General features: G+C 65.0%; 23 protein-coding genes. 10 read left to right on the forward strand and 13 right to left on the reverse strand.

Annotated features, from left to right (window positions below; genetic code table 11):
- Nucleotides 1-133: 133 nt before the first annotated feature.
- Both NP3_RS10115 and NP3_RS10120 read right to left on the reverse strand, forming a co-directional pair.
- Nucleotides 134-1,111, reverse strand: coding sequence for an acyl-CoA desaturase (locus NP3_RS10115; protein ID WP_245720876.1), 978 nt, complete (start codon nucleotides 1,109-1,111; stop codon nucleotides 134-136).
- A gap of 141 nt (nucleotides 1,112-1,252) precedes the next feature.
- Nucleotides 1,253-2,578 carry an NAD(P)/FAD-dependent oxidoreductase gene (locus NP3_RS10120; RefSeq protein WP_063040025.1) on the reverse strand — a complete coding sequence of 442 codons (1,326 nt, stop codon included), beginning with the start codon at nucleotides 2,576-2,578 and terminating at the stop codon, nucleotides 1,253-1,255.
- Between the two features lie 173 nt (nucleotides 2,579-2,751).
- Between NP3_RS10120 and NP3_RS10125 the strand changes: the two genes are divergently transcribed.
- Entirely contained in the window at nucleotides 2,752-4,014 is a 1,263-nt protein-coding gene (locus NP3_RS10125) for a cytochrome P450 (RefSeq protein WP_174566194.1), read from the forward strand.
- Nucleotides 4,011-5,204 carry a cytochrome P450 gene (locus NP3_RS10130; RefSeq protein ID WP_063040029.1) on the forward strand — a complete coding sequence of 398 codons (1,194 nt, stop codon included), beginning with the start codon at nucleotides 4,011-4,013 and terminating at the stop codon, nucleotides 5,202-5,204. Before NP3_RS10125 ends, NP3_RS10130 begins: the two co-directional genes overlap by 4 nt.
- Before the next feature lie 83 nt (nucleotides 5,205-5,287).
- Here the strand turns inward: NP3_RS10130 and NP3_RS10135 are convergent, their stop codons facing one another.
- Entirely contained in the window at nucleotides 5,288-6,691 is a 1,404-nt protein-coding gene (locus tag NP3_RS10135) for a cellulase family glycosylhydrolase (protein WP_063040031.1), read from the reverse strand.
- Between the two features lie 555 nt (nucleotides 6,692-7,246).
- On the opposite strand from NP3_RS10135, the gene NP3_RS10140 reads away from it, so the two are divergent.
- From NP3_RS10140 to NP3_RS10160, 5 genes are all read left to right on the forward strand, one after another.
- A complete protein-coding gene (locus NP3_RS10140) occupies nucleotides 7,247-8,233 on the forward strand; it encodes a hypothetical protein (protein WP_157124233.1) in 987 nt (328 codons plus the stop codon).
- 151 nt (nucleotides 8,234-8,384) lie between these two features.
- Nucleotides 8,385-9,749 (forward strand): flavin monoamine oxidase family protein, encoded by a 1,365-nt coding sequence (locus NP3_RS10145; protein WP_063040033.1) that lies wholly within the window; start codon nucleotides 8,385-8,387, stop codon nucleotides 9,747-9,749.
- A 337-nt stretch (nucleotides 9,750-10,086) separates the two neighbouring features.
- Nucleotides 10,087-10,434: a hypothetical protein gene (locus NP3_RS10150; RefSeq protein WP_063040034.1), complete on the forward strand. Its 348-nt coding sequence runs from the start codon at nucleotides 10,087-10,089 to the stop codon at nucleotides 10,432-10,434.
- Between the two features lie 152 nt (nucleotides 10,435-10,586).
- Nucleotides 10,587-13,406 carry a TIR domain-containing protein gene (locus tag NP3_RS10155; protein ID WP_063040036.1) on the forward strand — a complete coding sequence of 940 codons (2,820 nt, stop codon included), beginning with the start codon at nucleotides 10,587-10,589 and terminating at the stop codon, nucleotides 13,404-13,406.
- 118 nt (nucleotides 13,407-13,524) lie between these two features.
- The gene (locus NP3_RS10160) at nucleotides 13,525-14,046 is read left to right on the forward strand and encodes a RipA family octameric membrane protein (RefSeq protein ID WP_245720877.1); all 522 of its coding nucleotides are present in this window, start codon (nucleotides 13,525-13,527) and stop codon (nucleotides 14,044-14,046) included.
- Nucleotides 14,047-14,119: 73 nt separating this feature from the next.
- Here NP3_RS10160 and NP3_RS10165 read toward each other — a convergent pair whose 3' ends face one another.
- Genes NP3_RS10165 through NP3_RS10175 form a run of 3 tightly spaced genes read right to left on the reverse strand, consistent with a single transcriptional unit; the run spans nucleotide 14,120 to nucleotide 17,196 of the window.
- Complete coding sequence (locus NP3_RS10165; protein WP_063824730.1) at nucleotides 14,120-14,887, reverse strand: MBL fold metallo-hydrolase; 768 nt, start codon at nucleotides 14,885-14,887, stop codon at nucleotides 14,120-14,122.
- 12 nt (nucleotides 14,888-14,899) lie between these two features.
- Nucleotides 14,900-15,856, reverse strand: a complete 957-nt coding sequence (locus NP3_RS10170) for a fumarylacetoacetate hydrolase family protein (RefSeq protein WP_063040038.1) — start codon at nucleotides 15,854-15,856, stop codon at nucleotides 14,900-14,902.
- On the reverse strand, nucleotides 15,853-17,196 hold the full coding sequence (locus tag NP3_RS10175; RefSeq protein WP_063040040.1) for an alpha/beta hydrolase family protein: 1,344 nt from the start codon (nucleotides 17,194-17,196) through the stop codon (nucleotides 15,853-15,855). Before NP3_RS10175 ends, NP3_RS10170 begins: the two co-directional genes overlap by 4 nt.
- A 103-nt stretch (nucleotides 17,197-17,299) precedes the next feature.
- Here NP3_RS10175 and NP3_RS10180 point away from each other — a divergent pair, with 103 nt between their 5' ends.
- Nucleotides 17,300-17,902, forward strand: coding sequence for a TetR/AcrR family transcriptional regulator (locus NP3_RS10180; protein ID WP_063040042.1), 603 nt, complete (start codon nucleotides 17,300-17,302; stop codon nucleotides 17,900-17,902).
- Between the two features lie 147 nt (nucleotides 17,903-18,049).
- Here the strand turns inward: NP3_RS10180 and NP3_RS50345 are convergent, their stop codons facing one another.
- From NP3_RS50345 to NP3_RS10190, 3 genes are all read right to left on the reverse strand, one after another.
- Nucleotides 18,050-18,205, reverse strand: coding sequence for a DUF6131 family protein (locus NP3_RS50345; RefSeq protein ID WP_245720878.1), 156 nt, complete (start codon nucleotides 18,203-18,205; stop codon nucleotides 18,050-18,052).
- A 65-nt stretch (nucleotides 18,206-18,270) separates the two neighbouring features.
- Complete coding sequence (locus tag NP3_RS10185) at nucleotides 18,271-18,732, reverse strand: SRPBCC family protein (RefSeq protein WP_063040044.1); 462 nt, start codon at nucleotides 18,730-18,732, stop codon at nucleotides 18,271-18,273.
- A 269-nt stretch (nucleotides 18,733-19,001) separates the two neighbouring features.
- Nucleotides 19,002-20,057 (reverse strand): endonuclease/exonuclease/phosphatase family protein, encoded by a 1,056-nt coding sequence (locus tag NP3_RS10190; RefSeq protein WP_063824731.1) that lies wholly within the window; start codon nucleotides 20,055-20,057, stop codon nucleotides 19,002-19,004.
- A gap of 228 nt (nucleotides 20,058-20,285) precedes the next feature.
- On the opposite strand from NP3_RS10190, the gene NP3_RS10195 reads away from it, so the two are divergent.
- Both NP3_RS10195 and NP3_RS10200 read left to right on the forward strand, forming a co-directional pair.
- Nucleotides 20,286-22,124 (forward strand): S8 family peptidase, encoded by a 1,839-nt coding sequence (locus NP3_RS10195; RefSeq protein WP_063040045.1) that lies wholly within the window; start codon nucleotides 20,286-20,288, stop codon nucleotides 22,122-22,124.
- A 25-nt stretch (nucleotides 22,125-22,149) separates the two neighbouring features.
- Complete coding sequence (locus NP3_RS10200) at nucleotides 22,150-23,508, forward strand: alpha/beta hydrolase family protein (RefSeq protein ID WP_063040046.1); 1,359 nt, start codon at nucleotides 22,150-22,152, stop codon at nucleotides 23,506-23,508.
- A gap of 172 nt (nucleotides 23,509-23,680) precedes the next feature.
- Here the strand turns inward: NP3_RS10200 and frdD are convergent, their stop codons facing one another.
- The 4 genes from frdD to frdA are packed head-to-tail and all read right to left on the reverse strand — an operon-like array spanning nucleotide 23,681 to nucleotide 26,911.
- A complete protein-coding gene (frdD, locus tag NP3_RS10205) occupies nucleotides 23,681-24,034 on the reverse strand; it encodes a fumarate reductase subunit FrdD (protein WP_063040047.1) in 354 nt (117 codons plus the stop codon).
- Complete coding sequence (locus NP3_RS10210) at nucleotides 24,031-24,423, reverse strand: succinate dehydrogenase/fumarate reductase transmembrane subunit (protein WP_063040048.1); 393 nt, start codon at nucleotides 24,421-24,423, stop codon at nucleotides 24,031-24,033. Before NP3_RS10210 ends, frdD begins: the two co-directional genes overlap by 4 nt.
- Nucleotides 24,420-25,163 carry a succinate dehydrogenase iron-sulfur subunit gene (gene sdhB, locus NP3_RS10215; RefSeq protein WP_063040067.1) on the reverse strand — a complete coding sequence of 248 codons (744 nt, stop codon included), beginning with the start codon at nucleotides 25,161-25,163 and terminating at the stop codon, nucleotides 24,420-24,422. The genes NP3_RS10210 and sdhB overlap by 4 nt, the downstream gene beginning before the upstream one ends.
- 5 nt (nucleotides 25,164-25,168) lie before the next feature.
- The gene (gene frdA, locus NP3_RS10220) at nucleotides 25,169-26,911 is read right to left on the reverse strand and encodes a fumarate reductase (quinol) flavoprotein subunit (RefSeq protein ID WP_063040050.1); all 1,743 of its coding nucleotides are present in this window, start codon (nucleotides 26,909-26,911) and stop codon (nucleotides 25,169-25,171) included.
- Between the last annotated feature and the right edge of the window lie 12 nt (nucleotides 26,912-26,923).

A 26,923-nucleotide genomic window follows, 5' to 3' on the forward strand; every position in this document is an offset into this window, starting at 1 on the left:
CGGAGTCGACTCCCATCCGGTCGAAGTCCGCGGCCGGGTCCACCGCTTCCGCCGGAATCTCGAGCAAATTTCCGAGATATTCCCTGCACCACCGGACGATGGCGTCTCTACTCGTGTCCACTTTGGGTTTTCCTCACGCTGCGTTACCGACGGGTTCGGAGTTTCCGGAAATACGTTTGGCGGCCATCCGCGGTGCGGACGGCATTTTCAGATCCGAGGCCAGCCCGAATATCTCGAGCAGTTTGATGAGCCAGAAACCGGGATCGAGCCGGTACCAGTCCAAACCGAAAGACGGCGACTCGGGGAAGGCGTGATGATTGTTGTGCCACGACTCCCCCAACGTCACCAGGGCGAATATTCCACCGTTGTGGCTGTTCTCCCGCGACGCGTAGCGGCGGGTACCGAACATGTGCAGGAAAGAATTGATCGCCCAGACGATGTGCTCGAGTACGAAGATCCGTACCAGACCGCCCCACAGCAGACCGCTCACCGCCCCGGTCCAGCTCAGCGAAACCAGCCCGCCGATCACGGTCGGGATGAGCAGCCCGAGCCCCACCCAGTAGTAGTAGAGGCGGGCGATCCGCACCAAGCCGCGATCCTTGATGAGGTCGGGAGCGTAGTGCACGACGTTCGGGTATTCGTGGCGGCGCATCCACAGGAAATGCGAATGCACAAGGCCCCGCAGCGTACCGCGCAGACCGCCCCCGGAAAGGTTGGGCGAGTGCGGATCCCCTTCGCGATCGCTGTATTCGTGATGCCGCCGGTGCAGCGCCACCCAGGACACCACGCCCCCCTGTCCGGCCATCGAGCCGAATATCGCCAGCAGCCCGGCGACCCACGGCACCGCCTTGAAGGTGCGATGGGTGAACAGCCGGTGATAGCCGACGGTCACGCCGAGCCCGGTCACCAGCCACATCGAGAACAGCAGCGCGAATTCGGCTACGCCGAACGGATGTACCGCGAGAAACGCGAATGCGCAGGCCGTGCCGAGAATCGGCAGAATATCGAACAGCAGGAAATGCCGACGCTGCAGCCGATGAATGTAAGGACTGCTGATCGTCTTTCTACGCGGCTCTGGCAAGTCGCCATTCGGATCATTATCTTCGGCCATCACTCGACTACACCTCATCGGTCCGAGACCCGTTTCGCCAGCGGGACCCTTCGACCGTAACCGCGGCGGCAGGACCACCAGCGCCGGATGGAGACCTGCCGATCGCAAGATCGAAATCGCTGATCGCGACCCGGTGCCGAGCTACTCCGAAGGCAGATCAATGCCACGACTGCGCCACAATATCCGCGCGACTGTCGCGGGCTTCAGCAATGTTTCGGGCGGGTCGACGAGATTGGCGACCCTCATGAACGTACGGGCGAGGGTGGGGTCGACGTGCGCGGCACGATGTGCACGCGTCACGTAGGAATTCAGCAAACGGATTCGAGGCGTGCGCCGCCCGACCACGCCGGGATGGTTCAGGTCGGCACCGGTCGACATCCGCCATGCCACATCGACGTGGCGCGCCGCATGGGCGTAAAACCGTGCAGGCAATTGCGCGGTACCTTTTCGCAGGCATGCGCGCAGAGCGGTTGCCTGCTGCGCCGCGACGGTCATACCCTGCGCGTAGAGCGGATTGAAGCTGCACAGCGAGTCGCCGAGCGCGATAAAGCCGTCCGCATGCGTCGCGATTCGTTCGAAGTAATTCCGGACCGAACCACGGAATCTGTGCGGTACCGGATCGCTCAACGGCTCGGCGTCGGTCACGATGCGGTGAATGTCGGGAACGGGCAGCGTCGCGGCGAATGCGGTGAAACCGTCGTGATCGGTCGGCGGGTGATCGCCCAGCATCCCGCCCAGCGTCACGTGCCACTTGTCGCCCTCGACGACGATCGCGCCACCACCGCGACGACCCGGCATGGTCGAAACGACCACGCCGAGTTGACCGTCCAGATGCACGGGCTTGCGTCGATAGGTGCGCGACGAGTAGCCGAGGTCGATGACGACGCTCTGTTGCTCGGGCGCCTGCGCGCCGATCGCCCGCAGCCACTCGGGCGCGCGGGATGCGCGGCCGGTGCAGTCGACGACGAGGTCGGCGGCGATTGTCTCCGGGGCCGCGCCTGCCTCGCTCACCACTACTCCGGTGACCCGAGCACCGTCGGCGACGAGACCGTTTGCCGCGATGCTTTCACGGAATGTCAACCCGGGGAGTTCGATTGCTCGCCGCCGCAACCGGTACTCGAGCAGGGGTCGGCTGGCGAGCAAGGTGACCAGCCCGGTTTCGGTCGGCGCCGCGCGTAGCCCACTCAGGTACCAGCGTGAGCCGGCCAGCACCTCCGTTGTCGGTGCACCGGCGGCGACGACTTCCTCGGTCAATCCCGGGCAGAGTTGCTCGATGATGGCGCGCCCGCCCTCCATCAGGCCGTGCAGATGCCTGGCCTGGGGGACTCCCCTGCGCGCGTCACTGCCGAGGAAAGTGTCACGTTCGAGCACCGTGACGCGTGGAAAATGCTCAGCGAGCACGATGGCGGTGAGCAATCCTGCGATGCCTGCGCCGATAACGACTGCGTGCGGGGAATTCGAATTCATCAGCCGAATAATCGACAACCCGGCCGCACGTTTCAGCGCATATCGAATGATCCTATCGGGCGATACAATTCGTCATCCCGCGTGACCTATGGCATCATTGAACAGAGCTATTGCAGTACGTAATTCACGGGTAATTCATTATTTCGCCATCACCGGCTGCTGGGCTCCGAAATGTGAATTCTGCAGAACTGCCCGACGTTACGTCGAACCCACTGGCCAGGCTGTTCTTACCCGAAGGCCGGCGCGATCCGTACACGCCGACCCGCGAGTTGCGCGCCACCGCCGCGGTACACGAGACGCCACTCGGGCTGCGCCTGCTCACTCGATACGCCGACTGCGCCGCGGTTCTACAGGACACCGCTTGGAGCCACGCGGACGAAGCCGCGCAAATGCATCCCAGTGTGCCTGCCGACAGTGCCGCCGAGGAGATGCCCACCTCTTTCCTGTGGATGGACCCGCCGGACCACACGCGGCTGCGCACTCTCGTTTCGAAGGCGTTCACCCCGCGCATGGTGTCAGCGCTCCGCCCGCGAATCGAACAGCTCGTCGACGATCTGGTGACGAAAGCCCTGCAGGCGGGCGAGTTCGACCTCATCGATCTCATCGCCTATCCGCTACCCTTGTCGATCGTCTGCGAACTCGTGGGCGTTCCCGCATCCGCTCATGCCGATGTGCAGCGCTGGTCGCAGGACCTGGCTCGCGGCTTCGACCCCGATCCGCTGATGACCCCTGAGGCACATGAGGCCCGCAGCACCGCCTCCCGGGAGTTCATGGCGTTCTTCCGCGGCCTGATCGACCAGAGGCGAGCCGATCCGCGCGACGATCTGCTCAGCGCGCTCGGCGCTGTCGAGGACCGCGGTGAGGTGTTGACCGAGACGGAGTTGCTCAGCACCTGCGTCACCACAGTGGTGGCCGGGCACGAGACGACGGTCAACTTGATCGGCAGTGGGCTACTGGCACTCATGCGCAATCCCGGCCAATTGGCGTTGCTCCGTGACGATCCGGAACTGATTCCGAGCGCTGTCGAGGAGTTGCTGCGCTACGAGCCGCCGGTGCAGCTGACGACACGGTCCGCCACACGGCCGATGAGTGTGGCAGGCGCGGACTTCGAGCCCGGCGACGGCGTGGTCGTGCTGATCAATTCGGGCAACCGCGACGAACTGGTGTTCACCGACCCCGACCGGCTCGACGTCACCCGCTATCACGATCGGTCGGCGCCGCCGCCGCGTCATTTGGCGTTCAGTCTCGGCATCCATTACTGCCTCGGTGCACCACTTGCGTTGCTGGAGATGCAGATCCTGCTCGAAGCTCTCGTGCGCAGGGTCGCTGTCCTCGAGCCGCTGACCGACACACCGCCGTACAAGCCGAATCTGGTCGTCCGTGGCCTCGCGGCGCTGCCGACATGCTTTCGTCCCATCGAACGGAGTGCGCGATGACCGAAATACTCGACCCGTTCTCTCCCGAACTCCGTGACGATCCGGCGCCTGCCTACCGATCGTTGCGCGCAGGAGGCAGGCTGCACGAATTCCGGCCCGGCGTCTATCTCGTGCCGCACTATGCCGATTGCGACGCGATTCTCGGTGACCCCGCGTTCGGGCACGGCTATTTCTCCGGTATCAACCCGTTCCGGCCCGGCGTCGATCCACGGACGCTCCCCGGTTCGTTCCTGTTGATGGACCCGCCGGACCACACCCGAATGCGGGCGATGGCGGCGCCGTCGTTCACTCCGCGTGCGATCGCCGATCTGCGCGACCGGATCACCGCGACCGCGATCAAGCTACTCGACGACGCTGTGGCGGCCGGTGAAGTCGATTTCGTCGCCGACATCGCTTACCTGTTGCCGCTGACCACGATATGCACCATGCTCGGCGTTCCCACAGCCGATCACGCGACGTTCGGAGTCTGGGCATCCGCGATCAGCCGCGGCTTGGACCCGGACGCACTGTTGTCCGACGACGACAAACGCGCACGCACCGACGCCGTGCAGGCGTTCGGCGCGTACTTCGCCGATCTCATCGAGCGCCGACGCGCCCGGCCCGGCACAGACCTGCTCACAAAGCTCGCGACGCAGACACCCCTACAGCTCAGGGAACTCGTCGACATGGCCGTGCTCCTGCTCATCGCCGGGCACGAGACCACGATGAACCTCATCGCGACCGGTCTGCTCGCCCTCGCGCGCAACCCGGTCCAGCGCGAAATCCTGCGCACCGAACCGGAATTGAGCCGGATTGCGGTGGAAGAGTTCCTCCGCTTCGACACCCCGGTGCCCTTCCCGACCCGCGTCGCCATGGAGGACATAGAGTTCGCCGACCGGACATTGCCGCGGGGAACGGGGCTGATCCTGCTCATCGGCTCGGCCAATCGGGACCCGGAAGCATTTCCGAATCCCGACGCGCTGGATGTGACCAGGTTCGCGGCAGACCGCAAGACGCCACGCCATCTCGCCTTCAGCCACGGACCACATTTCTGCGTCGGCGCGCCCCTGGCCAGGCTGCAAGGCGAGGTGCTCTTCACCGAATTGATGCGCCGCGTCCCCGATTTCGACCTGCTCGACGATGCTCCGCCGTACCGGGTATCGGTGTCGATGCGCGGCCCACTGTCACTGCCGGTCCGAATGCCCGCGTGAATGTTGCGACCGCCCCAGCCGTTCTGCCGCACTGGTTTTCACTCCGGTGGCAGCGCCGCCGCCTCAGTTGGCCTCGGCGCCGATCACCGTCGCGTCACGGTCACCTGCACGGTGTCCTGTCCGGGGCTGGTGGTGAGTTGAAGTAGCTGGGCATCGGGCGGGGACACGACGTCGGCGCCCTGGGTTTCGACCTGGTAGCCATTGGGGTAGTTGCTCGGCGGCAGATACACCTCGGTGCGGGTTCCAGGTGCGAACGGTTGACCGGAATCGGCGCGGCGGGCGCTGTATTGGATGGTGAACGTCCCGGTCGCGCCGTCGTAGTGCCACCGCTGCGGGGTGCCTGCGATCGCACGTGGATATGGCCGGACGATCGCCGGGTCCATCAGATCGGGCCCGGTCGGCGGCTCCTGAGGATGACCGGGTGTCTGGTCCTGCGGTTGGGACCAGAACAGCCATGAGGCCATGTTGTCGTCGAATCTGTCGGTGAGACCGGTCAGCTTCGCCGAATCTTTGGTCGCGCCGAACTCGGTCACCAGCCCGACAACGCCTTCGGCACCGGCGCGATCCAATCCGTTGCTCACGCAGGTGTCGACCGGTCCGGAGCAGTAGTCGTGAAAGCTCATCCCCGCGTTCGGATCACCGGTTGGGTTCGGCATCCAGTTCGGCGTACCGAGGTCGTTGGTTACGGACGGCTCGTAGAACAGCAGGTGGTTCGGGTCGACTCGCCGGATGGCGTTCATCGCTTTTGCTTCGAACGGCGCGAGCACACCGCTCTCGAACTGGGGACAGCCCTGGGGAAAGCACGTCGGGTAGTCCCAACCGGGCCACGGCTCGTTGATCAGGTCGTAGCCCAGCACGTACGGCTCGTCCGCGAAGCGTTGCGCGACATGCGCCCACATGGCCGCATAGTGTTCCTGCAGCCCGACGCCATCAGGCGCTGCGTGGTCGTGCCAGAGGTTCGCCCACGTTTGGTTTTGCGCGGGGCTGGTGAAGTAGACCAGCGGAAAGCCCGGATTCGGCGGCAATGGGAACCCGTCGGTGAAGGTCGCCCAGTCGGGGAACCCGCTCCAGCTCGCGCCCACCGATTCGTTGAACCCGTCCTGATGGGAATCGACAAGGCTGTAGATGTTGTACCGGGCCAGCAACTGCTGGGTCTGCTCGAGCTGCGCGATGTAGTTGTCGTCGTACACTCCGGGCTGCGGCTCGACCGCATTCCATGCGAAACCCAGTCGCACCGCGTTGAAACCGTTGTCCGCCAGGAACTGAGCGTCGTTCTCGCCGAAACCTCCCGCCGCGGGGAAATACGGCGGGTACTTGTAGACCAGATTCACGCCGTGCACGGTGACCACCCGGCCCTGGTCGTCGGTGAGCCAGCGGCCCGCGTGTCCCAGTTCAGGGACCGCCGGTGTAGCCACGGCCGGTGTGGTCAGTCCCAGCAGCAACATGACCAACCCGAGACACCGCGCTGTCGAGGACAAGATGGTCATCGCGCAAACCTTTCGACGAGTATGCGCCGACGGCACTTCTACGGCGCTGACAACTGGAGAAGCGCTGCGATCACGCCAAGCCCTCGGCGCCGGGTACAACGAGACGGCCCAGACCACGGCGCTGACGCAGAAAGGCTATATACCGTCGGCCGGATTAGATCACGACACTCCGCTGCGCGTAGACGACGTCACATGCCCCGACCATCGCCTCGGCGGGAACACGATGCTCTTCCGCCGAGCCGATTCAGCTAAGTTATGCTGACAATTTGCGGGCCTTCATCTCAGTGTCTGATCGACTTCTTGGCAATAACTGACAACATCGTGATGGCAAACGAATGAGATTCAGATCAGCTGGTCATCGGGTTTTTAGCAGCAGCCGCCCGCCGGGCCCTGAAGCCGATCCGAGCATCGCCACAAGTTTGCGCAGTGGCCGATACCCGTCGACCAAGGACGCAATGTGAGCAGGAAACCGGATGGCGATCGCTCGGCACTTTGCTGTCCGCAGCCGCACACCGGCGCTAGATCGTCAACCTCACAACCACTAGGAGACCATCGATGCCGCTGTCCAGTTTTCGCCGCGCGTTCGCCATCCCGGTGACGTGCGTCCTCGCCGCGACCGGCACGTACCTGGCCGCCGGCTGTGGCAGCCAGCCCGTCACCGACAGCACAGCGGACAACCATGCTTCGGCTTCGACGCCCGCGTCGCCGCAACGGCAGGCCTTCACCTTCGGCGTCGGCTACGGGCCGACCGTTGCTGCCGACCAGGCCGGACATCAATGGGCACCCGCCGCCTCCGCCACAATCACCCCCGGGATACAGACCTATACCCACGGCGCGGTCCAATGCACGGCGAACTACGTCTTCATCGATGACACCGGCCACGTGTACATCGGCCAGGCGGCCCACTGCGGCACCACGGGACTCGTCACCGAAACCGATGGCTGCACCGCCGGTAGCCTCCCCCTGGGAACCGCCGTGAGTTTCAACCGCAACGGCTCGCCGGTTTCCGGCGCGACGACCGCCGCCGGGCAGCTCGCGTACAGCAGTTGGCTGACCATGCAGGAAAACGGCGAGCAGGACCGAAATGCCTGCGCCTACAACGACTTGGCGCTGGTGAAGCTCGCGCCGGAGGACATCGGGAAGGTCAATCCGAGCCTGCCGCACTGGGGCGGCCCGGTCGGCATCAACACCAGCGGCACGAATGCCGGCGACCACCTCTACAGCTACTGGAACTCGATTCTGCGTGGCGGAATCGCCGGTCTGTCCCCTCAGGTCGGTGAAAGCAAGATCGACGATGTCGCTGCCAGCGGCTGGACCCACGCTTTTGTCGCGACCATCCCTGGCATTCCGGGCGACAGCGGCAGCGCCTTCCTCGACAGCGACGGCAATGCGCTCGGCACTCTGTCAACGCTCGCCATTTCGATTCCCATCGTCAACAACGTCGGTGACATCAGCCGCGAACTGGCCTACGCGCGAGCGTATTCCGGTATCTCGGGTCTGCGCCTGGTGCTCGGGACCGAGCCGTTCACGCCGAACCGTTGACAGGGCTTATCCTGCCTCCGGATTCGCTCTAGAATTGCTGAATATTCGACCTGATCGAAGGCGATGTGCACTCGCTGTGTCGCGGGTGCCGCGATCGTGCGCTGGTCGTCCGGTGGCCGTGCGCAGAACTGCGATACGAGGACAGCTCGCCATGACAGATGTCGACTATTGCGTGATCGGTGCAGGTTTCGCGGGATTGACGGCCGCACTGCGGCTGAAACAGGCGGGCCGATCGGTAGCGGTGCTGGAAGCCCGCGACCGGCTGGGCGGGCGCACGTTCACCGAAGTACGTGCCGACGGGTCGTGGATCGATCGCGGTGGCGCGTGGGTAGGCCCGGGGCAGGATCGGATCCGCGCACTGATGGACGAGTTCGGGGTACCGAGTTACCGGCAGTACACCGACGGTGAGGCCATCATGGTGGTCGACGGCAAGCAGCACCGCTACACGGGCACTATTCCGTGGACGATGAGCCCGTGGGCGGCGTTGAACCTCGGGGCGGCGTTGTTCGAGCTGGGACATATGTGCGAGTCGGTTCCCCTCGATGCGCCGTGGGCATCGAAGCAGGCAGGCAGATTGGACCAGCTCAGCCTGGCGCAGTGGCTGGATGACCACCTGCTGTCCAGGCCCGCCCATGATCTGCTCGAGACCGCCGTCGCAGGCTGCTACACCTCGGCCGCCTCGGAGGTGTCATTGCTGTTCGTGCTGTACCAGATGGCATCCGGGGGAGGGCCGAACTTCGTACTCGGTGTCAAGGACGGCGCGCAGGATGCTCGGCCGGTCGGCGGTATGGGTGCGATCTACCGGCCGATGGCCGCCGAGATCGGCGACTCGATCCACCTGTCGCAGCCGGTTCGCCGGATAGAGCAGGACACGGCCGGTGTCACGGTGCGTACGGAGGAGTTGACGGTGCGCGCACGTCGGGCGATCGTGGCGGTTCCCCTGGCCATCGCGAGTCACATTCTGTACGAGCCGATGCTGCCGGTCGATCGATCGTTTCTCCATCAGCGGATGCCGAGCGGCTCGATTATCAAGATTGCCGCCGTCTACGACGAGCCGTTCTGGCGGCGCGACGGATTGTCCGGGCAGTCGGCCGCACCCGGGTCACCCGCGACCATCACCATCGATGCCTGCACGGATACCGGACGACCCGGCATCCTCTGTGTCATCGTCGAGGGACCCATCGCGCGGCAGGTCGGACAACTCGACGAGGCCGAACGAAGGAGGGCGGTACTCGGCGCGCTTGTCGAGCGTTTCGGCGACACAGCTGGTTCCCCTGTCGACTACGTCGAGCACAACTGGACTGTCGAGCGCTACTCCGGCGGCGGGATGCTGAGTCACGCACCCACTGGCGTCCTCACCCAGTTCGGCCATGCCCTGCGTGAGCCGTGCGACCGCGTCCACTGGGCGGGAACCGAGAGCTCTGCCGTCATGTGCGGTTGGGTCGACGGAGCCGTTCGCTCGGGAGAACGGGCGGCAAGCGAAGTGCTCGAGTACGAGACCGCGACCGTGATCTGAGGGCGCCCCGCACCCGTTCCGGAGACCGGTCCGTGCGGCGGTTCCCCCGCAATATCTGGTTTTCGACAAGTGCGAAAACCTCGGGCACGGCATCGACCGCCAGCTGAAAGCATGACCGGAGGTTTGTCGAAAATCCCTGGAAGCTTTGTGACCGTAGAGCGGTTTTCTCCCCGCGCGAGCCCGAAGGCTGCACCATGGATACGTGCGGTGCTGCGAATGCCGCGTTCTCTTCCCGTTGTGTTCAGGACTCATACCCGCCACACAGGAGGAACCAAGATCCATGACAACTACCCGGAATTGTCGGTGCACCACCCATGTCGCGACCGTCTTCACAACGATGGCGACAGCCCTGGTCGTCACGGCTGCCCCCGCTCTCGCCGCCGCGACCATCGACATCTCCCGCGCCGGACCGACCATAGTTCAAGTCACCTACAGCTGCGATAACTCCGACGGAGTGACCAGCATTCAGGCGATGATGGGCGAACCCACCGCGGACGGCCCCGCCGCTCAGGGTACTCAGAACGCCGTCACCTGCGACAATACCCAACACGACGCGAGCATTCCGATGACAGAAACCCCTGGCCAGCCACCCCTGGAGTCGGGGCAAGTCCAGGTGCGAGTCGCACTCGTCGACCGCAACGACACCGTTGTATCCGGCCAGGCGAAGCTATTCGCCATGCAATAAGGAAACCTCTCACGAGTTTCGCGCGGCCGCTGCTGGCATGGTCGGGGTCACCAACTTTTCGCGGATCCGAGTAGTGGGCTACCCGCGACCTGCGGATTCGTGTGCATCAGGCTGGATGGTCTAGTCCATGCGTCTCGACCCGGGAGATAGTCATGTGTGCTCGAGTTGCGGAGGCCCCGGAGCAGCGGACTCACGGGCAAGGGAAGTCGTTCGATTACGACGCCTTCATTTCCTATACCCACCATGATCGGCCGGTCGCCGCCGGGATCCAGAAAGGCCTGCACCGTATCGGCCGACGCATGGGCCACCTGCACGCCCTGCGGGTATTCCGCGACGCGACCGACCTCACCGCCAGCCCAGACCTATGGGGCAAGGTCACTGAAGCGATGGACCGCGCCCGCTACCTGATCGTGGTCCTCTCCCCGCATGCGGCTGCCTCGAAATGGGTCGACAAGGAAGTCGTCCACTGGCTGCAGCGCCGCGGCCCGGACCAACTGCTGTTCGTCGTCACCGACGGACACCTGGCATGGGATGAGGACACTGGAAGGTTCGACCCGGACCGATCCGACGTGTCCCTGCCCGTGCTGACGCAACCCGGTGTCCTGGCCACGGAACCGTTTTACGTCGACGTAACCAGCGATGCCCCCTGGGACCCGCGTACACCGATGTTCCGTGAGAAGCTCATCGACCTGGCCGCCCCGATCCACGGCAAACCGAAGTACCAGTTGGCCAGCGAAGACCTGCGCGAACAACGCCGCTTCCGGCGATTACGCCGCGCCGTGATTGTCAGTCTGGTCCTGCTGACGGTCCTCGCGGTCGCCGCGGCAACGATCGCGGTCGTCAAGCAACGAGAGGCGGTTCGCCAACAACAAGAGGCGGTTCGCCAACGCAACGAGGCCGTCGCTCTTGCCCTGGCCGCGGCCTCCCGTGACACCGCCCCCAGCAACGCCGCCCTCGCGCTCGCGCTCGCCGCTGAGAGCAGTCGAGCGACACCGGCCCCGCTGTGGCAGGCCACCAGCGCATTGGTCAACGCTCGCGTCGCGCTCGGTCAAAGCCCTGGGCAGCAAGTTCCCGGCCCGCTCAGCGGTCACACCGACTGGGTGAACGACGTAACGTTCAGCCCGGACGGCATCCGGCTGGCCACCGCAAGCATGGACGGCACTGTGCGGCTATGGGACCAGGCGAGCGGTAGGCAGATCGGCGAACCGCTCGTCGGCGGCCAGCAAGCGGTGTATTCGGTAGCGTTCAGCCCCGACGGCACCCGGCTGGCCACCGCGGGGTTCGACAACACGGTGCGGTTGTGGGATCCGGCCACCGGTAGGCAGGTCGGTGCACCGCTCACCGGCCACACCGACAGGGTCAACGCGGTGGCGTTCAGCCCGAACGGCATTTTGCTGGCCTCCGGAAGCTGGGACGGCACCGTGCGGCTATGGGACCCGGCAACCGGTGGGCAGATCGGCGAACCACTCATCGCCGACTCCGGCGCGGTGTCCGGCGTGGCGTTCAGCCCCGGCGGCACCCGCTTGGCCACCGCCAACGCAGATCGGACTGTGCGGTTGTGGGACCCGGCGACCGGTGGGCAGGTCGGTCCCCCGCTCACCGGCCACACCGACTGGGTGGCCCACGTGGCGTTCAGTCCCGACGGTGCCTTGTTGGCGTCCTCCGGCGGAGACAACACCGTCCGACTGTGGGACCCCGGAACGGGCCAACCAGTCGGCCAACCGCTCACCGGCCACACCCGCGAGGTGCACTCGGTGGCGTTCAGCCCGGACGGCACCCAGCTGGCCACCGCCAGCAACGACAGCACCATGCGGCTGTGGAACGTCACCACCGGCCAACCGATCGGGCAACCGCTCACCGGCCACACCGGCGAGGTAAACGCGGTGGCGTTCAGCCCGGACGGCACCCGGCTGGCCACCGCCAGCGACGACAAGACCGCGCGGCGGTGGGACATCACCACAGGCGTGCCGGTTGGCCAACTGCTCACCGGTCACACAGACTGGGTGAACGATGTGGCGTTCAGCCCGGACGGCAGGCTGTTGGCCACCGCCGGTCGGGATGGCACGGTGCGGCTCTGGGACCCGTCGACCGGTAGGCAGGTCGGCGAACCACTCACCGGCCACACCGGCGCGGTCGGTGCGGTGGCGTTCAGCCCGGATGGCACTCTGTTGGCCAGCGCAGGCGCCGACCAGACCGTCCGGCTGTGGAACCCGACTACCAGGCAACCCACCGGCTCTCCGCTCACCGGCCACACCGATATCGTGTTCGACGTGGCGTTCAGCCCGGACGGCACCCGGCTGGCCACCGCCAGCCAGGATCAGACGGTGCGGCTGTGGGACCCCACCCGGCGGCAGCCGATCGGCGAACCGCTCACCGGCCACAACAGCCCGCTGTACTCGGTGGCGTTCAGCCCGGACGGCACCCGACTAGCCGCCGTCGGCGGCCTGCACAGCCCCGTGCGGCTGTGGGACCTCACCACCGCTAAGCCGGTCGGCAGAGCCCTCACCGGTCACATCGACGTATTCACCGCGGTGACATTCAGCCCGGACGGCGCACTGGTGGCCACCGGCGGCTCCGACCACACTGTCCGGCTCTGGGACCCCACCACCGGGCAACTCACCGGCCCTCCACTCACCGGCCACACCGACGGCGTATTCGGTGTGGCGTTCAGCCCGGACGGCACCCTGTTGGCCTCCTCGGGCGGGGACAACACCGTGCGGTTGTGGAACCCGACCACCGGCAGGCCGATCGGCGCCCCACTCACCGGCCACACCGGCAGGGTGAGTGCGGTGGCGTTCAGCCTGGACGGTACCCGGCTGGCCACGGCCGGTACCGACCACACCGTGCGGCTCTGGGACCGACTCTGGGACGTGGACAAGGCATGTGAACTCACGGCCTCGTACGTGAGCCGGGCCCAACTACAGGCCTACATGCCATCGGGCTGGGAGACGGCGTGCCGATATGCGGCATGAACCCAAGTCCATTGTCGACCGCGGCGGTCGGCGCAACTCGGCCCCGGAATCCATGCCTACCGGCCCGCCCTGAATGGACGGATGGCCCACGGACACGCGACATTTCAGGAGGTGGACGGTGCACGACAACGATCGGCGATCCGAGCTTCAGACCCGACTCTGGAACGACGCACCGCAAAGCCCTGAAGGCCGCGGCGCCGCCTATGAGAGCGCTGTGCTCGAACAGTACAGGCTCTACGTGGAAATGGCTGACAGGGTGAGCGCCCGTCGGGGTCTGACGAACACTTTCTTCCTGACGCTCAATAGTGGCATCTTCACCCTCGCCGCTGCCTTCGGGAAATCCCCGTCGCAAGACAAAGTGTGGTGGCTGGCGATCCCCCTGGCGGCAATCCTCGGCCAGTGTTTCGCCTGGTTCTACCTGGTCCGCAGCTACCGGCTCCTGAACACTGCCAAGTACCAGGTCGTGGGTGCCCTCGAGGAACGACTCCCCGCCTCCCCCTTCTGGCGAGCCGAATGGTGGGCCCTGGGCGAAGGCACGGACCGAGCGCGATACTGGCCCCTCTCCCACATCGAACAATGGATCCCGATCCTTTTCGCCCTCGCATACATCGCCGGGTTCCTCGCCACTGTTCTCGCCTGAAACCGCCTCTGTCCCATGCACATACGAGATCGTGTCCGTCCGGAACCCACGACGGACCGTGACCACGTCCACGTCATCGCAACCGGCGTAGCGGTCGTGCTCGATGCCGGGCTGTACCCAGCGCACGCGCGAGTTGCGTCGCGTCGAAACCGATCGGCAGGCCGTGTCCGGGGACGAGTGTTCGGGCCGGTTGGATCCCCAGATGCTCAGCGCTGCCGCGGGTGAGGGTTTCGTCGTGGTTGAACACTGCTGGCAGTAGTTGTGGTCCCGTGTGCCGCAGGAGGGGGTGGCCGGTGACCAATGCGTCGCCGGAGAACAGGACTGCTTCGGATGGCATGAGGTAGGCGGTGTGACCGCTGGTGTGGCCTGGGGTCGGAACCGCGACGAACCCGCCGGGCAACGCAGCCAGGGCGTCGTCGCCCGTGGTCGCCGAGGGGATGGCCATGCCGATATGGCCGTGGATCGCGCGCATGGTGTGGGCGACCCAGCGACGACCCCGGTGGGTGGTGAGTTGTTTGATCATTCCGACCGGGGTGATCTGTTGCAGGTATTCGCGTTTGGCGTGCCGGACTTCCTCGGTCCCGGTGTAGACCGGCATACCCACCCGTTCGACGAGAGCGGGAATCGCACCCATGTGATCGAGGTGGGCGTGGGTGAGCAGCACGGCGGCGATATCGGTGAGGTGATGGCCTATCTGGTGCACCGAGTCCAGCATGTCCTCGGTGTCGGCCGGGTATCCGGCGTCGATGACGGTGACACCGGAGCCGTCACTGACCAGTGCCCAATTGACATTCGTTCCGGCCACGACGTAGACGGAGTCGGAAATCTGATCAATCTTCACAGGGCGCCTTTCTCAGGGCTGGATTCGGTGTTCGATGACGCCGATGCCGTCGATTTCCAGTCGCAGTTCGTCTCCGGGTGCGAGCCAGCGGCCCAGCTCCATCCCGCTACCGCCGGGCAGGGTGCCCGAGCACAGCAGTTCGCCGGGGTAGAGCTGCTCACTGCGCGACACGTGCGCGATCGCCTCGGCCATCGAGTACCGCATGGTGTGAGTTCCGGTGCGCGAGACCGTGTTTCCGTTGACGGCCACTGTCGCGGTCAATCGGTCGAGCCGATCGATGACCGCATGCCCCGCGACGGCGGTCGCCGACATCGAGGTGGTGAAGTGTTTGGACCGTTGTGGCCCGAAGCCGGAACGCATTTCGGCCAATTGCACGTCGCGGGCCGAGAAGTCGTTGACCACAACGACCGCGGCGATCGCGGCGGCGGCTTGCTCGACGGTGGCGTCGCGCAATGGTGCGCCGAGCACGACCCCGAGTTCGAGCTCGAAATCCAGTGCCCGGCTGTAGGAAGGTGAGCAGATCGCAACCCCGGACGGGACGATCGTCAGCGCGTTGGAAATGTAGTAGATCGGCTGGCGGTACCACAGTGCATGCGGCCGGAACGGAGGAAAAGTGCGGCGGGCCAATGCCTCGTAGGCGCGACCGATCCGATAACCGCCGGGCACGAAGCGCTTGGCCAGGCCGCGGGCGGCGTCGACGGCATGCTTTTCGAAGATCATGAAATCGCGGAAGGACGCCGGGCACACCGGTAGGACCGTGGCGCCGTCGGCCAAGCCCAGGATGTCGTAGCGGGCGATCTCGAAATCGGTGGTGAACGCCGACGGAATCGCGAAAGCACCTCTTGCGCTGCCGGATTCGTCAAAGGTGCGCCAACCGTCGCCGCTGTCGATCTGCACGTCGATGCGGCGTTCGGTGCGGTTGAGGATGCGCCGCAGCCGCGGCAGCGGCGCCGTCGTGGAGTCGGTCATCGCGTAACCTCGACGGCGTCGTGGGTGACCAGGTGGTCGTGCAGGAATCGCGTGGCCAACGCCGACCAGTGCTGGGCGTTACCCATCGCACAGTGGTCGTCCTCGGCGTAGAGCACCAGTTGCGCGTTCGGGGCGGCGACGGCGAGATCGATCGAGTCCTGGGTACTCGCCAGCGTGTCGCGGGCCCCGTTGATCACCAGCAGCGGTATCGCAATCTTGCGATAGTGCTGTGCAAGTGAGAGTTTCGCCAGCTTGCGCGACAGATCCGCGGTGCCCGAGGCACCAACGGTGTGACTCAGGGTCGACACCATGATCTCCGGCATCCCGATCGAGTTGAGCGCACCGAAACTGCGGTGCGTGAGGGGCCCGTTGGAAACGGCCACCTTCAACCGGGGATCGACCGCTGCCATGCGGGTCGACCAGTAGGCGCCGAAGCTGAATCCCATCATGCCGATCCGGTCGGCATCGACACGCGGATCGGCGGCCAAGTAGTCGATGACCTTCGAATACACGCGCTCGGCGGCACTGGACAGCGGTTCACGGTAGGAGTACGTGCCGGGCATCTCCATCGCGAACATGCCCATACCGGTGTCCCGCTGGACCAGCAGCGGCAGCAGTACCTCGGCAAGCGTGCCCTCCAGGCCGTTGGTGAACAGCACTGTCGGCACCGATTCGGCCCCGACCGGAAGCATCAGGAAACCGCGCACGCGTTCGCCACCGTCGACCGGGATCTGCACCGCCTCGATGCTCACACCCATCGCGGGCGCGAGTGCGAGCAGCAGCACCTCACACAGGCGGTGGGATCGTTCGTAGGCACGCAACCGCTGCGGGCTCCAGCCCGGCCACGCGGCGACGAACTCGTACACCAGCGCTTTGATCAACCCGTCCAGCGCGACCGCGGCATCGGCCGCGGCGGGATGTTCGGCGCAGAACCGTTGCACCGCACCGGGATCGGCCACGGTGCCGCGGTCGGCGAGGATCGTCGCCGCGGGAGCGAGCAGTTCACCGAGGGAGCGCAGGTCGGTCGCGGAGCCCGGGTCGAGCAACTGTTGTGCGCGGGGTCCACCCAGGCGTGAGAGCGCCGCGTCGGCGTGCGCCAGATGCTGCTCGGCGAAGCCTTCCCAGTAACCGGCCCATCGGGCGTCCTCGAAGGAGCGGCAACCGGCCAATTGCCCGCGGAACTCGTCGGTGGGTATCCCGCCCAAATGGGTGAACCGGTCGGCGAACAACCTGGGAAGGAACGGGGCTGCGCCCAGACGATGGGTCACGCGTTCAGTGGTGCGGGTCATCGCGCACGCGCTGACCATCACCCGCTTCGCCAAATCCAGCAACGACGTCATTGTGGTGCCCTCGCTCCATCTCACATTCGCGGAAGTTTCTGCTTTAGTGAGCGTAGGCACACCACGCAATCAAAAGCAAGAAGTTCTGCTTTAGGATGGGAAGATGATCGAAGTCGAGAACGTCGCGCCGCAGCGCCGACCGGGAGGTCGCGCCGCGAGGGTCAGGGAAGCCGTCCATCGCGCCGTGCTCGACGCCGTCGCCGAGCACGGCGTCGCCAAGGTCGGCATCCCCGATATCAGCCGCCGCGCAGGCGTGCGCGACAGCTCCATCTATCGGCGCTGGGGAACCCGCGAGAACCTGGTCCTCGACGTGATGCTCACCGCGAGCGAGCGCACCCTGCCGCTGCCCGACACCGGCACACTGCACGGCGACCTGACCACGTTCGCCACCGCGCTCATCGCCTACCTCGACACCCCGTTGGGAAACGGCTTGGCCCGGGCACTCGCCTTCAACACCGACTCCGACGAGATCGCAGCAGCGCGAGACACCTTCTGGGACACGCGATATCACGCAATCGAGCTGATGATCAGCCGGGCCGTGGCCCGTGGCGAACTACCGAACGACACCGACGCCCGCGTCGCGATCGAACTACTCATAGCGCCGATCCACTTCCGCCACCTACTCACCCGCCAGCCAACCGATGCCGAGTTCGTCGACCAACTCGCCACCCACGTGATCTGCGCGTTGCGACCTGGCGTCGGCTGAGCAGATCGCGAAGGATTTCAGAATTCCGAAGCCCGCCTGCCGCGTGCGAGCCGACTTTCCTTGTGCGCGAGCATGTTCCGCGTCGGCTCGGGTGTCGGAGTCGACGCGAGCCGTGGACGCTGCCGCTCAGTTTCCGCGATCCAGGGATCAGTAGTAATGGCGTCTGCCGCCGATGGCGCGGCCAGTCGATCCCAATAGGAACAACACGAGCCCGATGATGAGAACCACGATTCCGATGGTCCACAGGATCGGGATGCTGAATATGAACCCAACGATAAGAAGAATGAGTCCGAGAATAATCATGGCCAGCTACCTCGTTTCGCTACTGTATTCTATCGAACTCGATCGTGTTCTGCGATCGAGCAAGATCACGCGTCAGGGCGTGGAATATCACCGCGCCACGCGCCCGTTTCATGCCGCTGGCCTTCGATGAAGTGCTTGAAGCGCTGCATGTCGCCATTGACGCGATGCTTCAGCACGCCGAGCTTATCGGCGGCGCTCTCCACGAATCCGTCCGGATCGATCTCCATTTGCGCGGTGATCCGCGTGTGGGTGTCGTCCAGACGATGAAAAGTGATCACGCCCGCGTGATCGGGACCACTGTCGGACTTCCACGCGACACGTTCGTCGGGATGCTGCTCGGTGATGGTCGCGTCGAATTCCCTGGTCGCGGGTCCAACGTGGATACGCCAGTGGGTGTGCCTGTCATCGAGCTGATCTACCGCCTCCACGCCGACCATGAACTGCGGGAATGTCTCGAATTGTGTCCATTGGTTGTAGGCGGTGCGAACCGGTACTTCGACATCGACGGTCGCGGCCACGGTGCTCATCTCAATTCCTTTCCAGGCTCGTCCCGATGCCGCCGCGTATGCGTCCGGCCGAGGTGGAACGTGCGCTCATGGACAAATCAGTGGCGAAAGGCGTCCTTGACCTTCTCGCCCGCATCCTTGAGGTTGGACTTGGTCTGATCGGCCTTGCCCTTGTTCGAAGGTGTCCGGCCTGCTGGTTTCCGGCCGGTCTTTCTGGCGGATAACCCGCATTCCGACAGCCAAACAACGCTGCTGGACAGACTTGACGTGGCATCCAGAGATAATGCCGTTCAGTCGGTGAGTTGGTATGTCGCGAGGATGCCTTTGTGGTCGCTGACCCACTGCGCCGGCGAGGCGGCGAAGTTGTCCTGGGTTGTCTCTTGCAGTCGGGTACCGCGCACTATGGACCCGCGCGGGCCGATGACGCCGACGGCAGACAGACGCAGTGCGGCACCATAAGCGAAGATGTAGTCGACGCGGTCGCGTTCGTCGGCCTCAGGAGCCCAGGCGAGCTCGGAGACATCCACATCGACGTTGTCCGAGGGCCAGGTGAGTCCGGGATGGGTGGCCGGGTCTGGATACATCGATCGGTAGGCATCGATGAAACCGGCTTCTTGCAGGCGTCGAGTGGTCTCCCACGCCGACACCACACCGTTGTGGTCGAACAACTGCGCGGTGGCGGGCGTCCAATCCAGCAGGGACGGCTCGTTCAGATCGCCACCCATGATGATCGAAGAGCCGTCGGCGATCTCGGTTTTCGCGTCGGCGAGAAAGTTGCTGATGACCTCTGGGCGGCCCGAGGCCGCATTGATGCGCTGGATCACGGCGAGATCGGTCACCGGGCCGTCGGGCAGCTTGTTCCACTCGTGCTCGGCGAACTCGCCCGGCGCCGGGACTCCGGGTCCATACCCGCGGGACAGGTTGGAGGCGTACCAGCGATACTCCAGATGCACGGAGTAGGCGGTGAGGCGCTTTCCGCCGATGTTCAACCGCGCCTTGACCATCCATTGCAGATCGGCGCTGTCCTGGACCGGAAACACCGACAGAATTCCCGTGTCGTGCGAGGCGATGGCATTGAACTCGCGCCCCCGCCGCACCAGTTCCGCCGCGACGGCCGTGGTCGCTTCGGTTGCCTCCGAAAGCAGCACGATCGAGGCCTGTGTCGAAATGATGAGATCAGTGATCAGCTGAATACCAGTGGAAATCTTGCTGCCGCTGTGCCACGTGTTCAATGCCAGCACCCGGATCTCGTGTGCCTCGGGTGCAGCAGCGGCGGAAAACTCCGAACCGGCCTCGAGCGCTCCATCCGCCCCTGCCCTTGTTGAACCCAAGTCGCTTCGCCTCATCAACCCATCATGGCCTCTATCGAAATTCCCCACACGCAGCGATCGGGCTCGAAGTGGATTCCCGAGGTGCGTCCGCTTCGTTCCTCTGTTCGCTCACTCGATACGCATTCACAGCGAGTGGCCGCAGCGCGAGAGTCGAGTAGCGAACTACCCGTGACCAGGCGCGATGGCAGAGGGAAACTGACGATGAGCATCGCGATCCGAGAATGACATGCAGGAGCCGGGGCCATGGGTGGTGACATCGACGTCTGGAAAGACAGGGTGCTGTCGGTCCTCGACACCGCGCCCGCGGGCAAGACGGTGAACCAGCAGAAGTTGCTGACGATGATCGCCGCGCGGTTTGCCGCCAAATTCGAGGCAGGCGAACGTGATTCGATGGCCGGTGAGCCGATGTGGTGGGTCGCGGTCTCCGACGCGCTGAGCAAACTTCGTGACGACGGACTCGTCGTGCAGGGGTCACCGATCGAACTGACCGCGCTCGGCCGGAGCGCGGCACCCGACGCGATCGCGCGCGCGACGGCGTATGTTCCGACGCGGGGGAAGACGACGGCAACCGGCGCGCCGGGCAGGTTGCCGATCGCGGGTGTTATCGCTCCCCCGTTGCGCGCGAGTCTCGAGACTCGCAGATCGGGGCACGCCCGGGCGGCTGAGGCGGGTACCGCGTCACCTGCCGGGGCCGACGATCCGATCTCCGTCATGGTCGAGCTGAACTCGGGCTACGGCCGCGGTTTCAATGCCGCGTTCAACCGGCTCAAAGAGCTCTGGAAGCTCGTCGCGGCCGCCGGAACCCCCTACCGCCTCACCGACGAGTACGCAACGGGACGGTTGGCCCCAGACCAGATCGAGGGGCTGGTGGCCGCGGATGCCGTGGCGTCGGACATATCGGCGCGTGCAATGCAGCGCATCTGGCCGGACTTCGAGATCCACGGTCAGATCGATCAGTCCTTTGTGACGATCAAAGCCGAAGCCGCCCAACGATCGTTCAACGCGTACGGCGAGGGAATCGTCTGGGCAGTCGTGGATTCGGGCATAGACCGCAACCATCCGCATTTCCTCGCCAACGAAACCCTCACCCATCCATCGGTGCGCGATCTGCATCGCACGTGCCCCGGAGACGGACCTCCCGTTCGTGACGGCGCTCTGCTCGACGAGGAGGGCCACGGCACCCATGTCGCCGGAATCATCGCCGGCGGACTGAACGGATGGGCGAAAAAGGTTGTCGTCACCGAGAATCGGTACAACACCGCCGACGGCGCCGAGTTGCGCAGGCGCACAGTCGTCGAGCCTGCGCGCCTGTCCGGGATCGCGCCACGGGCGAGGCTCGTGAGTCTGAAGGTACTCGGCGCGAAGGGCAACGAGACGGCGCGGGTCGGGCGCGTGATCCAAGCGCTTTCCTATGTGCGCAGGGTCAATGCGGCCAGCGACAACGCGCCCCGGATCCACGGCGTAAACCTCAGCCTCGGTTACGGATTCGACCCGGCGTGGTACGCGTGTGGGAGCAGCCCACTGTGTATCGCGGTCGACAACCTCGTCCGCAGTGGCGTCATCGTCGTCGTCGCGGCCGGTAACTCGGCGTATGTCAGCCTCTTCGTCGAAGACCAGAACGCACCGACCCGGTTCAGCACCGGAATGACGATCAACGATCCGGGAAACGCCAAACGTGCGGTCACGGTCGGTTCGACGCACCGTGATGCGCCGCATACCTATGGAATCTCCTACTTCTCGTCGCGGGGGCCGACGGGCGACGGGCGGATGAAGCCGGACCTGGTCGCTCCGGGCGAACGCATCACATCGGCTGCCGCGGGTGCGCTCGGCGCGGACGCCTTTCGATCGTTGGGGAGAAACGAGGAGGGCGCGGCCGTATACATCGAGCAGAGCGGTACCAGCATGGCCGCCCCACATGTGTCGGGTGCCATCGCGGCGTTCCTGTCGGTCCGGCGCGAGTTCATCAGCGACCCCGAATCGGTCAAGCGGATCTTCGTCGAGTCGGCCACGCCGCTGGGTCGCGACCGTTATCTCGAAGGCGGCGGACTCGTCGACTTGATGCGCGCCCTTCAATCTGTCTGAACCTGCCGACGAAGGAGTAATAGAGATGCCGGAATTTGTTGGCGACAAGCCACTTTGGATCGTTTCGTTCGACAAGGACGGCGATGTCGATTCGGTCGATGCCGACGCACTTGTCGCGGGTGTACGCCAGCGGGAGCTCACCGACCTGATCGTGTTCTCGCACGGCTGGAACAACGATCGCAGCAAGGCGGTCGATCTGTACCAGCGGTGGTTCGGAAAACTGGACACGTTGCCGTCCGCCGCGACGCGCCGGATCGGCTACGCGGGCGTGGTTTGGCCGTCGGAGCGCTGGTCCGATGAACCTATCGGCGACTTCGCGCCCGCCGTGGCGCCCACCGGGGCCGCGGCCGCACGCCGCCGCGAGTCTGTTCCCGCTGGATCACCGACGCTCGACGCCGACACTCTGCAGATGTTGAAGGCGACCTTTCCGGACGGGGCGCAACAGCTCGATCGGATTGCCGAACTGCTGGGAACCGAAAGGCCGGACCCCGGCACCATCGACGAGCTGTTTCGACAAATGCGTGAGTTCAGCATCGCGACGTTCCCGGGAAACACCGACAGCGAAGGCCCGAAGGACAACGCCGACAGCGGGTTCCCCGCGATGCTCAGTACGAACAACGATGCGGCAGAGGTGTTCCGGGACTTCGCGATGGAGCTGATGAGATCGGGCGTCGACCTCGATTCGGCGCAGGGTGGCGCGGCCGGGATCGGTGACATATTCGGGAAGGTGCTACACGGCGCCAAGGAGGCGTTACGAGCGCTGACCTACTGGCAGATGAAGAACCGCGCTGGTGTCGTCGGCGAGAACGGCCTGGGACCGCTGCTGGGACGGTTGCATCGGGAATTCTCGAGCTTGTGCATCAATCTGATCGGCCACAGCTTCGGCGCACGGGTCGTGTCGTATGCCCTGGCCGGACTGCCCGACGGCTTGGGCCCGTCCCCGGTGAAATCTGTCACGCTGCTGCAGGGTGCGTTCTCGAGCTTCGCTTTCGCGGACCCGTTGCCGTTCGATCGGAACCGACGTGGCGGTCTGGCCGGACGATCCAACCGGGTAGACGGGCCCGTTTCCGTCTGCTTCTCGAGCCATGACGGAGCATTGAACAATTTCTATCCACTTGCGTCGAAGGTCGCCGGAGACAACGCCGCAGGAGCGCACGGTGACAATCCGTGGACGGCGATGGGAGCCGTCGGCGCGTTCGATGTAACCCAGGTCGAGCTACGAGGCGTCGGCGACGACTATCCGTTCACTGCGGGCGAACTGATCAATATCGATGCGTCCGACACCGTAGCGAACGGCCAACCACCGTTCGGTGCGCACAGTGACATCGTGCACGAAAACCTCGCCTGGGTTGTCGTGAAAGCAAGCAAGCTCGACACGCCATAACCACGGACCCACCGCCAAGGTCTACACCGGGTCGGGCAACTTCTCACCGTCCGGCGAGCACAACAACGGCGATCACCTGCTCGTCATCGAGGATCCACGCGTCGCTGTCGACAATGACTGCCAGACACCTAGTTTGGACGCGGAGTCGGCAACCTCATTGCCGCACCACAAGCTAGACGCGCAGCAGAAGGTAGGCGGCCGTTCCCGAGCCGATGACGGCGACGCCGTAGCAGGCCACGATGATCAACGCGCTGAACCGCTTCAGCCGCAAGCCGTCGTACAGCATGTACCGGAAGCGGTGTGCCCAATGGAATAGAGCGAGCACACAGAGTCCGAAAAGGACCAGCCGGGTGAGAGGATGGCGCAGCACTGAGAGCAGGTATGCGTGGTCCGGCGCGGGAAGCCAACCCAGTGGGAAGGCGAGGCCGAACAGAAACAGCAGCACAGGCATGAGCAGTGCCGCGGCCATCCCGCCGGCGCTGAACATCAGCCACCCCAACGGTTCCAGGGACTTCCTTTTCGTCATCGCAGCACCACCAACAGCACGATCACCGTCAGCAGAGCCCACAGCAGGTAGTGCAGCCCGAGGATCACGACCGGTGCGACGGGTCGGCTCCGTACACGCACCACCATCGCCTTGGGCGCCAGGTTGAACCAGGTGACGGTGTGCATGAGCACGAACAGCAGGGCTATCAGGTTCAGCGCGAGCACCCCCGGGCCGGAACTCCAGTTCAGAAACCGCTGGTACTCCTCGCTTCCTGAACTCACCGCGTTGTCCAGAAGCAGGAGGTACACCACGAACCAGGCGACGAACAAACTGCTGAGTTCGCGCAGCACGAAGATCAGGTACGAGCGGCGTCGTACCCACCAGAACCTGGAGATCGGCGTTCGGTACAACCGGGGTGTCGTGGTCATCGTGCCCGCCAGGGCATGAGGAAGTCGCGCAGCGATTGCGTGGCCGCGGTGAGCTTGTAGCGTTGGATCGCCCCAGCCGGGTCGACCCCCTTCGGGCAGGCGGTCGTGCACTCGCCGACAAAAGTGCAGGACCAAACTCCCTCGGCCGACGCGAGAACGTCACGCCGATCTCCGGCTCCCTGATCACGCGAGTCGAGGTTGTAGCGTTGGGCGAGCGCGATCGCCGCCGGGCCGAGGAACACGGGGTCGAGCGCGTAGACGGGACAGGCCGAGTAGCAGAGCATGCAGTTGATACACATGCTGTACTTCTTGTAGTCGTCCATTTCGAGCGGCGTTTGCAGGTACTCGCCGTCTTCGAGCAGCCCGTGTTCCTCCCTGATCAGCCAGGGCTTGACCTCGGTCAGCTTGTGCATGAAGTCGCCGATCTCTATGACGAGATCCCGGATCACCGGGAAGTTGCGCAATGGTTCGACTCGCACCGGCCCCGGCGCGTAGTCGGTCAGGAAGGTGGCGCAGCTCAGTTGTGGCTCGCCGTTGACGGTCATGCCGCAACTACCGCAGATGCCCATCCGGCACGACCACCGGTACGACACCGTTCCGTCGAGGTCGTCCTTGATGTAGTTGAGCCCGTCGAGCACGGTCCAATCTCCGCGCAGCGGAACCTCATACGACTGCAGTACCGGTTCGTCGTCTCGATCCGGTCGGTAGCGCGCGACCTGCAGGGTTATCCGGTCCTCCATCACCATCACCTCCCGTATACGCGTTCGCCAGGAGGCCAGCGGGTGATCGTTACCGGGAGGTGCGAGACTCGGCCCGATCCGTCCGGCTCCCGATGGATCACTGAATGGGCCAGGAAACGCTGGTCGTTTCTGGCGGGGAAATCAGTTCGCTGGTGCGCGCCCCGGGATTCCTCGCGCGCCAGCGCGCAGGCGATGACGCACTCCGCCACATCGAGCATGCACGACAACTCCAGCATTGCCACCAGCTCGGTGTTGAACGCCCGGCTGTGGTCATCGAGGCAAGCACTGCGGAACCGATCGCGAAGCTCGCGCAACTTGTCGGCAGCCGCTGCGAGAGAGTCGCCGTCGCGGTAGATCCCAGCACTGGTCTCCATCGTCTCCTGCATCTCGGTGCGGATGCGCGCGATGCGTTCGGATCCCTCGGCGTGGCGCGTGAGCTCCCGTTCCAGCCGGTCCTGTTCGGCGCGACCTCGCGCCATGACCGCCGACGTCTGGGCGGCCGTAGCCGAGCTCGCGTACTCGGCGGCGGCACGACCGGCTCGCGCACCGAAGACCAGCAATTCGGGCAGGGAGTTCGACCCGAGCCGGTTCGCGCCGTTGATACTGACGCAGGCAACCTCTCCAGCGGCGTACAACCCTGCCAGCGGTGTCGCGCCATGGATGTCGGTATGGACACCGCCCATCATGTAGTGGACGACGGGGCGTACCGGGATCAGCTCCCGGACCGGGTCGATGTTCTGGTATTTCGAGCACAGCTCGCGCACGAACGGCAGTTTCGTGTCGATGAGATCCGCACCGAGGTGGCGTATGTCGAGGTGCACGACGGGTCCATACGGCGTGTCGATGGTCCGGCCCCTGTCGAGTTCGTGCACGAAGGCCTGCGACAGCCGGTCGCGCGGCCCTAGTTCCATACTTCGCAACACCGGCGCCGGTGATGGCGTCCCGAGGTCGTAATCCTGCAAGTAGCGGTAACCGTCCTTATTGAGCAGCCAGCCGCCTTCAGCGCGCGTTGCCTCGGTGATCAGGATGCCTGTGAACGGAAGGCCGGTCGGGTGGTACTGGACGAACTCCATGTCCTTGAGCGGCGCGCCTGCCCGGTAGGCCAGTGCCATACCGTCGCCGGTCTTGATATTGGCGTTGGTGGTGAACGGGTACACGCGGCCGCAGCCACCGGTGCACACGATGACCGCGTTGGCGTGAATGGTCTCGATGCGTCCGCTGGCCAGTTCTATGGCCACGATGCCGCCTACCTTGTCGTCGTCGACGAGCAATGTAGTCGCGAACCACTCGTCGTACCTGACGATGTCCCGATAGGACAGCGTGGTCTGGAACAGGGTGTGCAGCAAGTGAAAACCGGTCTTGTCGGCTGCGAACCACGTGCGGAGGTTCTTCATGCCGCCGAACGCCCGTACCGCGATGTGTCCATCCGACCGGCGGCTCCACGGGCAGCCCCAATGCTCCAGTTGGAGCAGCTCTCGCGGTGCTTCCTCGACGAAGGCCTCGACGGCGTCTTGGTCACAGAGCCAATCGCTGCCGGAGACCGTGTCGTACGCGTGCTCGTCGAGGGTGTCGTCGCGACCGGCGACCGCAGCGGCGCCACCCTCGGCGGAGACGGTGTGGCTGCGCATCGGATAGACCTTGGAAACGATCGCGATGCTCAACCGCGGGTTGTGTTCCGCGATGGCGATGGCCGCACGCAAACCCGCGCCGCCCCCGCCAACGATCACGACATCGTGAAAAGCGGTCATGGTGCCACCCGG

The organism is Nocardia pseudovaccinii NBRC 100343 (assembly GCF_001613225.1).
In the GTDB taxonomy this organism is placed as follows: Bacteria; Actinomycetota; Actinomycetes; order Mycobacteriales; family Mycobacteriaceae; genus Nocardia; species Nocardia pseudovaccinii.